Below are 12,366 nucleotides of genomic sequence, written 5' to 3'. Positions count from 1 at the left end.
GCGGCGGTGACAGCCCGGCAAGCAATTAGCTGCCGGGCGGTGGCCCGGGACGGAAGCCGATGGTCGGAACGGCCCGGGGCAGCGGACCGCGGTTGCCGCAGCCGGCCAGCAGCGTGTCCAGGAAGGCGTACCGGCGCTGCGTACGCGGGTCCTGGTCGGCGTACGCGCGCACGTGCCGCCACCAGGCCGCGATCTCCGCCCAGCCGGGCGCCGACAGCGAACCGCCGAATTCCTGCACGGACAGCGCAGCGGTGAGTCCCGCGAAGGCCGTGCGGTCGGCGAGCGGCCACCCGGCGAGGGAGCCCAGCACATAGCCGGCGACGAACACGTCGCCCGCGCCGGTCGGATCGAGCGCCTCGACGCCGATCGCGGGGACCTCGGCGGTCTCCCCCGTACGGCCGTCGACCGCGTACGCGCCCTCCGCGCCGAGGGTGACGACGGCGACCGGCACGTGCTCGGTGAGCGCGCGGGCCGCGGCGCGCGGGCAGTCGGTGCGGGTGTAGCGCATCGCCTCCCCGGCGTTGGGCAGGAAGGCCTCGCAGTGCCCCAGTCCCGGCAGGCCCGCGAGGTCCCAGCGGCCCGTCTCGTCCCAGCCGACGTCGGCGAAGATCCGGCTGCCGGCGCGGGCCGCGGTGGCGATCCACTCCTGCTGTCCGCCGGGCACCAGGGACGCCACGCAGGCCCGCGCGGGCGGCGGGCACGCGGGCGCGCTCGGGTCGTACGCGGTGGCCGAGTCGGCGGGCGGGCGCTCGCCGGTGGGCGGCGCCGCGTGGCCGTGGGAGACCATCGTGCGCTCGCCCTCGTACGCCATGGACACCGTCACCGGCGAGTGCCAGCCGCGCACAGTGCGGGACAGCGCCAGGTCGATGCCCTCGCCGCGCTCCAGGGACTCGCGGCAGTAGTCGCCGTACATGTCGTCGCCGAACGCCGCTGCCAGGGAGGTGCGCAGGCCGAGCCGGGCCAGCGCGGTCGCCATGTTGGCGACCCCGCCGGGGCTGGAGCCCATGCCGCGGGCCCAGGTCTCGGTGCCGCGTACGGGGGCCGAGTCGAGGCCGGTGAAGACGATGTCGAGGAAGACGGTCCCGGTGAGGTAGACGTCGCACTGCGGGTCACCGGGGCCGCGCTGCGCGGCGAGCGGGTCGAACCAGCCGCCCGGCCCTGCCGCGGCGCCGGGCGGCACACGTCCGCCGTCGGCGCCGCCGCTGCCCGTGTCCGCTCCCGTCCCGCTCACTTCGCACCCTCCGTACGGCCTGCCCTGTGCTCCCCGACCGTCCTGTCGTCGCGGTGCTGCCAGTGTGCCGTACGTTGCCTCTGCGCCGAGGTGCCACCTTGTGTGCCGGTTCGGGTGCCGTTGCGGGTGCCGCTTGGTGTGCCGGTTCGGGCTCGGGGGGTGAGCGTTCACGGGTGCGGACCCGCTGGGGTTTGCGCAGTTCCCCGCGCCCCTTGTTCGCGCCGTTTCCCGCGCCCCGAAGCGGGGCGCGGGGCCGCCGTCACCAGCGGGGGACGGTGGGGGCCGTCCAGGACGGGTCGGCGGTACGCATGGCCGCCGCGTCGTCCCGCTCCCGCATCCGGCCGTCGTCGTCCAGCCAGCGCCGGTGCAGCACGGCGAGCCTCTCGCGGTCGAGGGTGACGCCGAGTCCCGGCGCGTCGGAGACGGTGACGGCGCCGTCCGAGAACGTCAGCCGCTCGGTGAGGACGTCCTCCGTCTGCCAGGGGTAGTGGCTGTCGCAGGCGTGGTGCAGATTGGGCACGGTGGCCGCGACATGGGTCATGGCGGCGAGGCTGATGCCCAGGTGGGTGTTGGAGTGCATGGAGACGCCGACGCCGAACGTACGGCACACGGCGGCCAGTTCACGGGTGTTGCGCAGGCCGCCCCAGTAGTGGTGGTCGCTGAGCACCACCTGTACGGCACCCGTGGTGAAGGCCTCGGGTATCTCCGGGAAGGTGGTCACGCACATGTTGGTGGCGAGCGGCAGCCCCTCCGCACCCGCGGCGACCTCCGCCATGGCCGCTGTTCCGGTGGTGGGGTCCTCCAGATATTCGAGGACGTCCCGCAGCTCCCTGGCGACCTTCAGCGAAGTGCCCGTGCTCCAGGCTCCGTTGGGGTCGAGCCGCAGCGGCATGCCGGGGAACGCCTCGGCCAGCGCCCGGACGGCGGCGATCTCCTCGTCGGGCGGGTACACGCCGCCCTTCAGCTTGAACGAGCCGAAGCCGTGCTCCCGTACGAGCCGCCGGGCCTGCTCGACGACGCCGGCCGGACCGGTCGCCGCGTCCCAGTCGTCCGGCTCGCCCGCGCCGCCGGGGTGTCCGGCCCAGCGGTAGAAGAGATACGCGCTGTAGTCGACGCGGTCGCGCACCTTGCCGCCGAGCAGGGCGTGCACGGGCAGCCCCGTGGCGTGGCCGAGGGCGTCGAGGCAGGCGACCTCGAAGGCGGAGACGACGGACAGCCGCAGCTTGTCCGCCGTCTGCACTCCACGCTGCCCGCCCACATCGAGGGTGCCGGCGACGCGGTCGGCGTCCACCTCGACGGACGCGGCGAGTTCCACGAGCCCGTTCAGATCCGTGATCCGATGCCCGGGCAGCCGCTCGGCCAACGGCCGTGCCAGATCGAGGTACTTGGTGTCCCCGTACGTCTCACCGAGCCCCGTGTGCCCGCCGGCGGTGTCCACCTCGACGATCAGGCGCGGCGTGTACGGCTGGTGCACGCCCTGCGTGTTGAGCAGCGGCGGGTCGGCGATGAGGATCGGCGTGAGCCGTACGGCGGTGACCGTCAGGGACGCGGGGGCCGGGGCCGCACCGGAGGGCGCGGGGCCGGTGTGCTGGGCCGATGCGGTCATCGGGCGGCTCCGGTGATGAGGTCCAGTCCCGTGTTCAGCAGCTTCTCCAGCTCGTCGAGGTCGGCGGGCACGGGGTCGGTGAGCGGCGCACGGACCGGCCCCACCGGGCGGCCGCGCAGCCGCGCCGCGGCCTTGACCAGCGACACGGCGTACCCGGGCACCCGGTCCCGCAGTTCGACGAGCGGTACGTAGAACTCCCGCAGCAGCAGGTCGACTTGTGCGTCGTCGCCGGCGTGCAGGGCGGTGAAGAACGCGTCGGCGATCTCCGGCGCGAAGGCGTGCACGGCGGAGGAGTACGCGGGCACGCCGACCGTCGCGTACGGCTTGGCCTGCATCTCCGCCGTGGAGGCGCCGTTGAAGAAGAGGAAGCCGTCCGGCGCGGAGAGGGTGAGGCGCTGGAGCCGGTCGAGGTCGCCGTGCCCGTCCTTCAGCCCGATGACGTTCGGGATCTCCGCGATCGCGCGCAGCGACTCGGGGGTGTACGCGACCTGGTCCCGCTGGTACGCGATCAGCGGCAGGTCCGTACGCGAGGCGAGCTGCCGCAGCTGGCCGACGAGGCCCTCCTGCGGCCCCTTCACCAGATAGTGCGGCAGCACCAACGCGGCGTCGGCGCCCGCCTGTTCGGCGATGGCCGCGAAGCGTGCCGCCTGGGCCCACCCGTAGCCGACCCCGGCGACGACCGGCAGCGTACCGTCGGCCGCCTCGACGGCCGCCGTGATCACCTCGCGGTACTCGTCCTCGTCGAGGGAGAAGAACTCGCCTGTGCCGCAGGCGGGAAAGAGCGCGCCGGGCCGGGTGGCGACCTGCCCGGCCAGATAGTCGCGGTAGCCGTCCGCGTCGAGAGAACCGTCACGGGCGAAGCTGGTGAGCGGGAACGAGAGGACGCTGCGGTCCATTCCGTCGCGCAGCCGGGCCGCGGTGCGCGCTGCGTTCGTCATCAGGGAGTCTCCGTATGTAGATGACGTCCATGTATGAGAATGGAGGCTATGGATGCCGAACACCCGGGGTCAAGAGGTGCGTTGGGCGTTCATTGGCGCGCCTCGGGCCGGTGACGGCCGGCGATCTCTTCGGGGCCACTGCTCCCGGCGGGCGAGCATTTAACAAAATGTTGCATCTCCGCGCGTAGATAGGGGCCTGAGTGGCTGCTACGTTCCCTTCGGTCAGCAGCCCCAATGTCATGTCCGACTCACCGTCAGGAGTGCACAGATGGCCCGGTTCTCCCTTCGTACGCAGCGCACGCGCCTCGCCGCCGCGGCGGTCACCGCAGCGGTCGCCGGCACCGCCCTCTTCGGCATCGGCCAGGCCACGGCGGAGCACGCGGTGCCGCGCAGCGACAAGGAGATCCCCAACCTCGACAAGGTGAAGGACCGCATCGAGGCGTACTACGGCGACACCGAGACCTCCGACGGCGAGCACTACGCGTCGCCGAAGAGCGCGTACGCCGAGCAGACCCGCGGCATCGCGGCGGGGGCGCAGCGGGATCTGCGGCATGCGCTGGAGGGCGGGTCGGATTCGAAGGGTTCGGGTTCCGGTCCTGCTTCCGGTTCCGGTTCGGGTTCCGGTTCCGGTTCCGGGAAGCCCGCCATCGTGCTGGACGTCGACGACACGACGCTGCTGACGTACAACTTCGAACGCCGCGTCGACTACGCCTTCTCCGACAAGGCGCAGGACGACTACCTGCGGACCACCGACATGCACCCCGTATTCGGCATGAAGAAGCTCGTCAACTGGGCGCACAGCAAGGGCGTCACGGTCTTCTTCCTCACCGGGCGCAAGGAGCACCAGCGCGACTGGAGCGTACGGAACCTCAAGAACGCCGGCTACAAGGCCCCCGTCGACAAGACGCACTTCTACCTGAAGAACAAGGAGAACCCGCCGCCCTACCTGTCCTGCGGCGCGGACTGCACCACCATCGAGTACAAGTCGGGCACCCGGAAGCACATCGAGTCGCAGGGCTACGACATCCTGGGCAACTTCGGCGACCAGTACAGCGACCTCCGGGGCGGGCACGCGGCAAAGACGTACAAGATCCCGAACCCGATGTACTACCTTCCCTGAGCGTCACTGTCGTACGACGCACTCAGGGAGCTCTCCGTGCCCGCAACCGCCTCACCCGTCACTCTGGACGACATCCGTGCGGCAGCAGAGCAGCTGAAGGGCGCGGCGCACCGTACGCCGGTGCTCCGCTCCCGCACGCTCGACCGCCTCGTGGGTGCCGAAGTCGCCCTGAAGTGCGAGAACTTCCAGCGGGTCGGAGCGTTCAAGTTCCGCGGCGCGTACAACGCGGTGTCCCGCCTCGACCCGGAACGGCGGGCCCGCGGCGTCGCCGCGTACTCCTCCGGCAACCACGCCCAGGCCGTCGCCCTCGCCGCCCGCGAGCTGGGCACGAAGGCCGTCATCGTCATGCCGGAGGACAGCCCCCGCTCCAAGCTGGAGGCGACCGCCGACTACGGCGCGGAAATCGTCACCTACGACCGCTACACGGAGGACCGCGAAGCGATCGGCGGGCGCATCGCCGAAGAGCGCGGACTGGCCATCGTGCCGCCGTACGAACACCCGCACGTCATCGCGGGCCAGGGCACGGCCGCGCTCGAACTCCTCGAGGAGGCCGGCGAACTCGACGCGCTCCTCGTCCCCGTGGGCGGCGGCGGCCTCATGGCCGGATCCGCCACGGCCGCGACGGGGCTGCAGCCCGGCATCCGCATGATCGGCGTCGAGCCGGAGGCGGGCGACGACACGAAGCGGTCGCTGGAGGCGGGGCACCGGGTCACCCTCGACTCCGTGCCCCGCACGATTGCCGACGGCCAAGGCGCCGTCACCCCGGGCGAGTTGACGTTCTCCGTGAACCAGCGGCTCGTCGAGAGCGTCACGCTGGTCACCGACGACGAGATCCGCGCGGCGATGCGGCTCGCCTTCGAACGCCTCAAGATCGTGATCGAGCCGAGCGGAGCGACGGGGCTCGCGGCGCTCCTCGCGGGCCACCTCGACCCGCTGCCGCGGCGGGTGGGGGTCATCGTGTCCGGGGGCAACATCGGGCTGGAGCGGTTCATGGAACTGATGCGGTGACGCGTTTGCGCTCGCGCTGTGCGGTGTTCCGGTGCTGCGGTGCGGGGGCGCTTGCGGTGTTGCGGTGCGGCGGTGGAGGCGTGTTGCGGTGTGCGGGGGTGGGGGTGGTGGCTCCGGGGGACCCCGGGACGCATGATTTACGGGCCGCGCCCCCGGTCACGTCCGGGCCGGCCCGTCATTGGCTGTGCACGGCCCGAAAATCACGCTCTATTGTCCCGGGGCGCCCCCTACACCCCCACCCCCACCCGCGACCACGCAAACGGCGGAGGGAAACTTCGGTGTGGGCAGCTGGTCCGCCCAAGGGGCGGAACGGGTGGGCACACCGGACCGCACCCGCCAGGTCTGTCCCCCACGCACCCAGCCCACGCGCCCCGGTACCGCCCGCCCCGCAGGGCCCGGCACCCAACGCCCGCGCCCCGACGAGGGGTTGCCCCGCACAGGGCCCCCGCGCCCCGCTGAGGGGCTGCCCCGCACAGGGACCCGCGCCCCGACGAGGGGTTGCCCCGCACAGGGACCCGCGCCCCGATGAGGGGCGTGGGGAAGCCCTCACCCGCCCCTACGGCAGCGGCACATGAACCGGGTCCCGGAGACGCTTGTGAACCGGTAACACCCCACGCGGAGCGGCCCGCACGGCCGCCACCCGCACACGGCCAGTGACCCGCTTCGCCCCTCAGCCGCGGCGCGGTGAGGGGTCCATCGTGCGGACTATCCGGCTCACCTGGGCCTCCATGCCATGACCTCGGAGAACGTGACGCCGCAGGCCCCAGTCCGCAGGGCCACTGCTGCGACGAGGATGCCGGCCCTGGCAGAAGTATGAGTCGTGGGTTATATTGGCCGCGTGGCGTGGGAAATCGTGCTCCTGGAGCCAGTCGACGAGTGGTTCCTTGATCTGGTCGATTCCGATCCGGAAACGGCTGTGCTGGTGGAGCGCGCCATCGATCGGTTGGCGACTGTCGGTCCAGCACTGGGCCGCCCCTTGGTCGACACTCTGACCGGCAGTGAACTGCCGAACCTCAAGGAACTGCGGCCTGGTTCCCGCGGGCGTAGCGAGTTGCGCTTACTGTTCGTTTTCGACCCCGACCGCGAAGCGGTCTTTCTGGTGGCGGGCGACAAGGCAGGCCGTTGGTCTCAGTGGTATCCGGAAGCGATCGCTCTCGCAGAGAAGCGCTACACCGCCTATCGCGAGGAAAGGCAAGCGTCACAGGAACGGTCCTCGAAGGGAGACAAGCCATGAGCCCCGCCCGTCGCTGGCAGGACGTGAAGGCAGAGGCACGTCGACGCAATCCCGAGATGGACGATCCCCGGCTCCAGGACCAGGCGGATGCCACGCTGGACGCCCAGGTCACCGGCTATCACCTGCGGGAGCTGCGCAAGCTGGTCGGCAAGACCCAGGCCGAGGTCGCCGCTGTCATCGGCGTCTCCCAGTCCCGTGTCTCGCAGATCGAGAACGGCGATGTCGATGCCATGGAGCTGGAGACCCTGCGCGCCTACGCCGCCGCCCTCGGCGGCCATGTCGACATCACCGTGAGCGTCGGCCCGCACGCCGTAAAGGTCGCATGAGCGAGCGGAGTCCAAGCGCTGGGGTCGCTCCCCAGCAGCCGGAAGACGGCTCACATTGTCCACCGCATTTACGAGTTCCGCCCGGGGGCAACAAGCGGGCTCGGTGTGCCGTTCTTGACGGCTGGTCACCTCGGCGGCGATGTGCACGATGGGCGGGCTGGTCGTGAGGCTCGGGGAGTTCAGGGCTGCGTACTTGCCGGCCGGGGTCTGCGTGGGCGACCGGCCGGACGGCAGCTTCGACGAGCGGGAAGACAGAGAGCTCGCACGTCACCCTCGGATGCGCCGGATCCTGGTCTCCTTTTCTCGCAGCAGAGCCCCTGCCTACTACCTCCTGCATTGGAGCGACGGCAGCGATCTCGAGCTGCTGGACGAGTTGTTGGCCATGGATCCTCAGGACACGGATTGTCTTTCCGGCGCCGTCGTGGGGGAATCGCGCAACATGATGTGCCTGCGATGCCACGCAAGCGTGCGGACAATCGCTCACGAGCACGTTGTTACCGGTCTCCTCTTCGGCCCCGGGACCGGGAGAGGGAGGCCGGTCATGCGTACGCGGAGAACTGCCCCGCATGTGGCGAGCCGTGGGGCGCGCGGATACTTGAGCAGGGCAGCTTCACATGACGTGACCTCGGCGACCCCCGGGCTTTCGCCACCAAGTGCCGCTGCACTGCGGCCCGTTCTGCGCCAGTAGGCAAGAAAGGTGACTCCGTCCCGCTATGATCCACGACCTCGAAAGCCTCGGTTCGGAACGGAGTCGCCTGCGAGGCCGGCACGACGTGACCGGTGCGCCACCCGTGCTGTCGGTGTTCGAGGTCGGGCCGGAGGGGCTCGCGGCTGAATACGGACGCCGCGTCCGCGCGGCAATTGCTGCCGCCCTGGATCTGGGGCTTACGCAGTCCTTCGACGACCGGGACCTCCCACTGGAGGGGGTCCCCGTCTGGTTCAGTGCGGTGAGTGGAGCCGTGAGTACGCCGGTGCCGGATTTCGCGCGTCGGGGGAAAGAGCGCTATCTGCAGTTGCCCGGTACCCGGGCCTGGACGGTGCAGGAGTGGTTGTACCGGTTCGATCCCGACGAGGAGTCGAGGGGATGGTCCTGGTGGGATATCACCGTGACGGCCGACGGCAATGTCCGTGTCTGGGTCGACAGTTGGGGTGAATCATTCTTCGGCTGTGACGAGCTGCGCTGGGTCCTCCATACGGCAGGCGCGCTGAATGCCGAGGGGCCTTTACTGGCTGACGTCAGGGAGTGGAAGCGGACGGACTGAGCGTGTCTCCCGGTGCTGTTCCTCGCGCACGCTGCCCGCGCCGGCCTCACACCATCCGGAGGAAGTCGGCGACCACCGTGGCGAAGTCCGTCGGGGCGTCGTCGTGGATCCAGTGGGTGGTGTGGGGGAACTCCACGCGACGGGTGGCGGGGCGGTGGTGGGCCATGGCGGTGGGCAGCATCGTGGAGTGGGCGGCGTGCAGGACGAGGGCCGGGCAGGTGGGGGCGAGCCAGTCGGGCCGCCAGTCGCCGCAGCCGCTCTCCTGGACGGCCATCATGTCGTCCCAGGAGAAGAGGAGGCGCCAGCCGTCCTCGTACGGTTCGGCGCTCTGGAGGAAGTAGGCCGCGTCCGGGACGCCCCGCGCCTGGATGGGGGCGTGTTGCGGTGTGCGGGGGTGGGGGTGGTGGCTCCGGGGGGCCCCGGGACGCATGATTTACGGGCCGCGCTCCCCCTCCCGTACGGGCCGGCCCCACATTGGCTGTGCACGGCCCGAAAATCACGCTGTAGTGTCCCGGGGCGCCCCCTACACCCCCACCCCCACCCGCGACCACGCAAACAGTGAGGGTGGGAGGGGGTGAGACCTCGGTGTGGGCAGCTGGTCCGCCCTGGGGGCGGAACGGGTGGGCACACCGGACCGCACCCGCGCAGGGAACGCACCCCGCACCCAACGCAGGCGCACCCGCGCCCCGCTGAGGGCTTGCCCCGCACAAGGTCCCGCACCGCGATGAGGGGGTACCCGCACAAGGGTCCCTGCCCCAAAGACGGTTGCCCCGTACAGGGAAACGCACCCCGTAAGGGGCCCCGCACAGGGACCCGCGCCCCGCTGGGGGGGGCTGCCCCGCGCAGGGATCCGCGCCCCGCTGGGGGTTGAACCGTACAGGGGCCGCGCCCACCCGTACGGGGTGGCCCCGCGGGCTCGGCGCTTCGTACCAATGGCCGGACCGTACCGGGCTGTTGTGGGCACATGGGGCGGGAGCGGGCGCGGCTAGCGGCGCTTGGGGACGGGGATTCTGGCGAGGTCGGAGGCGATGGTGAGGTCGCCCTCGAAGCCTGCCGCGCGGGCCTGGTCGGCGAAGGCCGACGGGTCGGTGTAGCGCTGCGAGAAGTGGGTGAGGACGAGGCTGCGGACGCCCGACTCGGCGGCCACGCGCGCCGCCTGACCCGCCGTCAAGTGGCCGTGCTCCTTGGCCAGATCGGCGTCCTCGTCGAGGAACGTGGACTCGATCGTGAGCAGGTCGCAGCCCTCGGCCAGTTCGTACACGCCCTCGCACAGCCGGGTGTCCATGACGAACGCGAACCGCTGGCCGCGCCGCTGTTCGCTGACGTCCTCCAGCCGTACGCCGTTCAGTTCGCCGTCCCGCTGGAGCCGGCCGACATCAGGACCGCTGATGCCGTGCGCGGCGAGCCGGTCGGGCAGCATGCGGCGCGCGTCGGGCTCGACGAGCAGATAGCCGAACGCCTCGACGGGATGGGACAGTTTGCGCGCCGAAAGGGTGAACGGCGGGGCGGGGTCCGGGTCTTGGGGTGAGGCGAGGACGCCGGACTCGCGGACCGGTTCCTCGCGCAGCTGCACCGTCTCCTTGTACGCCGTCGCGTACCGCAGCCGCTGGAAGAAGCGGCGGCCGCTCGCCGGGTAGTGCGCGGTGACGGGGTGCGGCACCCGGTCCAGGTTGATCCGCTGGATGACGCCCGCGAGGCCCAGCGAGTGGTCGCCGTGAAAGTGCGTCACACACAGCCGGGTCAGGTCGTGCGCGGCGACGCCGGCCCGCAGCATCTGCCGCTGCGTGCCCTCGCCGGGGTCGAACATGATGCCGTGGCCGTCCCACAGCAGCACATAGCCGTTGTGGTTACGCTGCCGGGTCGGGACCTGGCTGGCAGTGCCGAGCACGACCAACTCTCGTACGGACAACTGGATTTCCCGCCTGTGGTTCGCTGGTGTGTACGGCGGCCGTTATCCGGGAGGCCACTCGAGGCCGCGACCGCCGAGAACGTGCGCGTGCGCGTGGAACACGGTCTGGCCCGCGCCCGCGCCGGTGTTGAAAACGATGCGGTACCCCGTGCCGGGGCCGCCCTCCGCGGCGACGATCTTCTCCTGCTCGGCGACGTTGCCCGCCTCGCGCAGCACGTCGGCGGCGATGGCGGGCTCGGCGGCGGCGAGCGTCGCCGCGTCCGCGTAGTGCTCCCGCGGAATCACCAACACGTGGGTGGGCGCCTGCGGGTTGATGTCCCTGAAAGCCACCGTCGTCTCCGTCTCCGAGACGACCGTGGCCGGAACCTCACCTGCGGCGATCTTGCAGAACAGGCAGTCAGCCTGGGGTTCTCCAGCCATGCCCGCATGGTATCGGGGCGCGGACACGGGTTCGCGCGCACGGGTCGCCGTACGGGGCGGCGCGCGTTCCGTACGGGCGGAGCCGGTCAGGAGTGGCCCGCTCGCTTCGCGTCGTCCTCACAGCCGCAGGTGGGCGGCGGGTCCGGGCTGGGGGTTCCCGGGGGCGGGTCAGGGGACGCCGTCACGGTGACCGTCACCGGCGGGGTGTTCGGCGGGTGCGTCGTCGGCTCCTGGGTCGGCGTGGGCGGTTGTACGGTCTGCGTCACGGTGGGGCGCGGGGTGCCCGGCTCTTCGGGCTCCTCGGTCTGGGTGGCGGTGGGCCTGCCCGTGGACGGCGGCGCGCCGCAGTTGCCGAGAACGTTCGCCTGGAAGACGGTGCTGCCCGCGACGCGCGCGGTCAGATTCCCGCGTACGCAGCGGCCGTTCCGCTCCTCCGTCACCCGGCCCTTGAGGGTGATCTTCTTGTTGTCGGTGGTCTCGCCCTGGCAGTCGACCGTGGCGACGTTGCGTACGGAACTGTTGCTCGTGCCCTGCGTTTTCGTCGGGGAACGCTCCCCCGTCTGCGAAGTGCAGCTCATCCACTGCACCTTGAGGCCGGTGCGCTCCAGGGCGCGGGTGCCGGTCTGGTCGGTGGTGAGTGCGACGGCGGCGGAGTTGAGGCCGTCGGCCGTCGGTTCACAGGCCGTGCCTATGGCCACGGTGGCGCCGATTGCCGCTGTGGCGAACAGTAAGCGTGTCCTCCGCTTTTTCCTTTTGGCCCCCATGGGGGGAGGGTCCCACCGTCGTGGGGGCGTCGGTAGGTGAGAGTCGGCCGCGTGTGGGGCTACGCCCCTCTTTGCTCCCCGGTTCTTCGCCCCCTTCGCCCCCTCCCCTGTGCGGGGCCCCCTTGCGGGGTGCGTTCCCTTGCAGGGTGCGGGGGCCCTTGCGGGACGCGTTTTCCTGTACGGGGCAACCGTCTTTGGGGCAGGGGCCCTTGTGCGGGTGCCCCCCTCCTCGCGGTGCGGGGCAACCCCTTAGCGGGGCTCGGGCTCCTGTGCGGGGCAAGCCCTCATCGGGGCGCGGGTGCGCCTGCGTTGGGTGCGGGGTGCGTTCCCTGCGCGGGTGCGGTCCGGTGTGCCCACCCGTTCCGCCCCTTGGCGGACCGCGTGCCCACACCGGGGTGGGAGCGTTCCGCGCATTGGTTGCAGCCGCCCACACCGAGGTGGGGCGTTGGCCCCACAGCGCACAGCGGACCAGCTGCCCACACCGGGGCGGGAGGTGGGGACCGGAGCGCGGAGCGGGTCCTCGTCCCTCCCCCACCCCCACCGTTTGC

Annotated in this window: 13 protein-coding genes; 6 read left to right on the top strand and 7 right to left on the bottom strand. The window is 71.4% G+C overall.

Going from position 1 to position 12,366, the window contains the following annotated elements:
* Window positions 1-25: 25 nt before the first annotated feature.
* From AC3AGO_RS23140 to AC3AGO_RS23130, 3 genes are all read right to left on the bottom strand, one after another.
* Window positions 26-1,180, bottom strand: a complete 1,155-nt coding sequence (locus tag AC3AGO_RS23140; RefSeq protein WP_487824776.1) for a carbohydrate kinase family protein — start codon at window positions 1,178-1,180, stop codon at window positions 26-28.
* 310 nt (window positions 1,181-1,490) lie between these two features.
* Window positions 1,491-2,837, bottom strand: coding sequence for a glucarate dehydratase family protein (locus AC3AGO_RS23135; RefSeq protein ID WP_487822140.1), 1,347 nt, complete (start codon window positions 2,835-2,837; stop codon window positions 1,491-1,493).
* Window positions 2,834-3,775, bottom strand: coding sequence for a 5-dehydro-4-deoxyglucarate dehydratase (locus tag AC3AGO_RS23130; protein ID WP_487822139.1), 942 nt, complete (start codon window positions 3,773-3,775; stop codon window positions 2,834-2,836). Before AC3AGO_RS23130 ends, AC3AGO_RS23135 begins: the two co-directional genes overlap by 4 nt.
* A gap of 268 nt (window positions 3,776-4,043) precedes the next feature.
* Between AC3AGO_RS23130 and AC3AGO_RS23125 the strand changes: the two genes are divergently transcribed.
* From AC3AGO_RS23125 to AC3AGO_RS23100, 6 genes are all read left to right on the top strand, one after another.
* The gene (locus AC3AGO_RS23125) at window positions 4,044-4,895 is read left to right on the top strand and encodes an HAD family acid phosphatase (RefSeq protein ID WP_487822138.1); all 852 of its coding nucleotides are present in this window, start codon (window positions 4,044-4,046) and stop codon (window positions 4,893-4,895) included.
* A gap of 36 nt (window positions 4,896-4,931) precedes the next feature.
* Window positions 4,932-5,903, top strand: a complete 972-nt coding sequence (locus AC3AGO_RS23120) for a pyridoxal-phosphate dependent enzyme (protein ID WP_487822137.1) — start codon at window positions 4,932-4,934, stop codon at window positions 5,901-5,903.
* Window positions 5,904-6,741: 838 nt separating this feature from the next.
* Complete coding sequence (locus AC3AGO_RS23115; protein WP_487822136.1) at window positions 6,742-7,137, top strand: type II toxin-antitoxin system RelE/ParE family toxin; 396 nt, start codon at window positions 6,742-6,744, stop codon at window positions 7,135-7,137.
* A complete protein-coding gene (locus AC3AGO_RS23110; protein ID WP_487822135.1) occupies window positions 7,134-7,463 on the top strand; it encodes a helix-turn-helix domain-containing protein in 330 nt (109 codons plus the stop codon). The genes AC3AGO_RS23115 and AC3AGO_RS23110 overlap by 4 nt, the downstream gene beginning before the upstream one ends.
* Before the next feature lie 453 nt (window positions 7,464-7,916).
* Entirely contained in the window at window positions 7,917-8,081 is a 165-nt protein-coding gene (locus AC3AGO_RS23105; protein ID WP_487822134.1) for a hypothetical protein, read from the top strand.
* Window positions 8,082-8,176: 95 nt separating this feature from the next.
* Window positions 8,177-8,725: a hypothetical protein gene (locus AC3AGO_RS23100; RefSeq protein ID WP_487822133.1), complete on the top strand. Its 549-nt coding sequence runs from the start codon at window positions 8,177-8,179 to the stop codon at window positions 8,723-8,725.
* Between the two features lie 46 nt (window positions 8,726-8,771).
* Here AC3AGO_RS23100 and AC3AGO_RS23095 read toward each other — a convergent pair whose 3' ends face one another.
* From AC3AGO_RS23095 to AC3AGO_RS23080, 4 genes are all read right to left on the bottom strand, one after another.
* Window positions 8,772-9,155 (bottom strand): alpha/beta fold hydrolase, encoded by a 384-nt coding sequence (locus AC3AGO_RS23095; RefSeq protein ID WP_487822132.1) that lies wholly within the window; start codon window positions 9,153-9,155, stop codon window positions 8,772-8,774.
* Between the two features lie 555 nt (window positions 9,156-9,710).
* Complete coding sequence (locus AC3AGO_RS23090; protein WP_487822131.1) at window positions 9,711-10,634, bottom strand: ribonuclease Z; 924 nt, start codon at window positions 10,632-10,634, stop codon at window positions 9,711-9,713.
* Window positions 10,635-10,676: 42 nt separating this feature from the next.
* Complete coding sequence (locus tag AC3AGO_RS23085; protein ID WP_487822130.1) at window positions 10,677-11,054, bottom strand: histidine triad nucleotide-binding protein; 378 nt, start codon at window positions 11,052-11,054, stop codon at window positions 10,677-10,679.
* Between the two features lie 86 nt (window positions 11,055-11,140).
* The gene (locus AC3AGO_RS23080; protein WP_487822129.1) at window positions 11,141-11,752 is read right to left on the bottom strand and encodes a hypothetical protein; all 612 of its coding nucleotides are present in this window, start codon (window positions 11,750-11,752) and stop codon (window positions 11,141-11,143) included.
* Between the last annotated feature and the right edge of the window lie 614 nt (window positions 11,753-12,366).

The sequence above is a fragment of the Streptomyces sp. BL1 genome, assembly GCF_057628045.1.
Note: the sequence above shows the minus strand (reverse complement) of the source record. Positions and strands in the feature narration are given on the sequence as shown.

What these genes read in the sequence shown, in the direction of transcription:
- AC3AGO_RS23135 (WP_487822140.1), bottom strand. Translation starts at nt 2,837, where the DNA reads ATGACCGCATCGGCCCAGCACACCGGCCCCGCGCCCTCCGGTGCGGCC.
- AC3AGO_RS23130 (WP_487822139.1), bottom strand. Translation starts at nt 3,775, where the DNA reads ATGACGAACGCAGCGCGCACCGCGGCCCGGCTGCGCGACGGAATGGAC.
- AC3AGO_RS23125 (WP_487822138.1), top strand. Translation starts at nt 4,044, where the DNA reads ATGGCCCGGTTCTCCCTTCGTACGCAGCGCACGCGCCTCGCCGCCGCG.
- AC3AGO_RS23110 (WP_487822135.1), top strand. Translation starts at nt 7,134, where the DNA reads ATGAGCCCCGCCCGTCGCTGGCAGGACGTGAAGGCAGAGGCACGTCGA.
- AC3AGO_RS23105 (WP_487822134.1), top strand. Translation starts at nt 7,917, where the DNA reads ATGCCACGCAAGCGTGCGGACAATCGCTCACGAGCACGTTGTTACCGG.
- AC3AGO_RS23100 (WP_487822133.1), top strand. Translation starts at nt 8,177, where the DNA reads ATGATCCACGACCTCGAAAGCCTCGGTTCGGAACGGAGTCGCCTGCGA.
- AC3AGO_RS23095 (WP_487822132.1), bottom strand. Translation starts at nt 9,155, where the DNA reads ATGCGTCCCGGGGCCCCCCGGAGCCACCACCCCCACCCCCGCACACCG.
- AC3AGO_RS23085 (WP_487822130.1), bottom strand. Translation starts at nt 11,054, where the DNA reads ATGGCTGGAGAACCCCAGGCTGACTGCCTGTTCTGCAAGATCGCCGCA.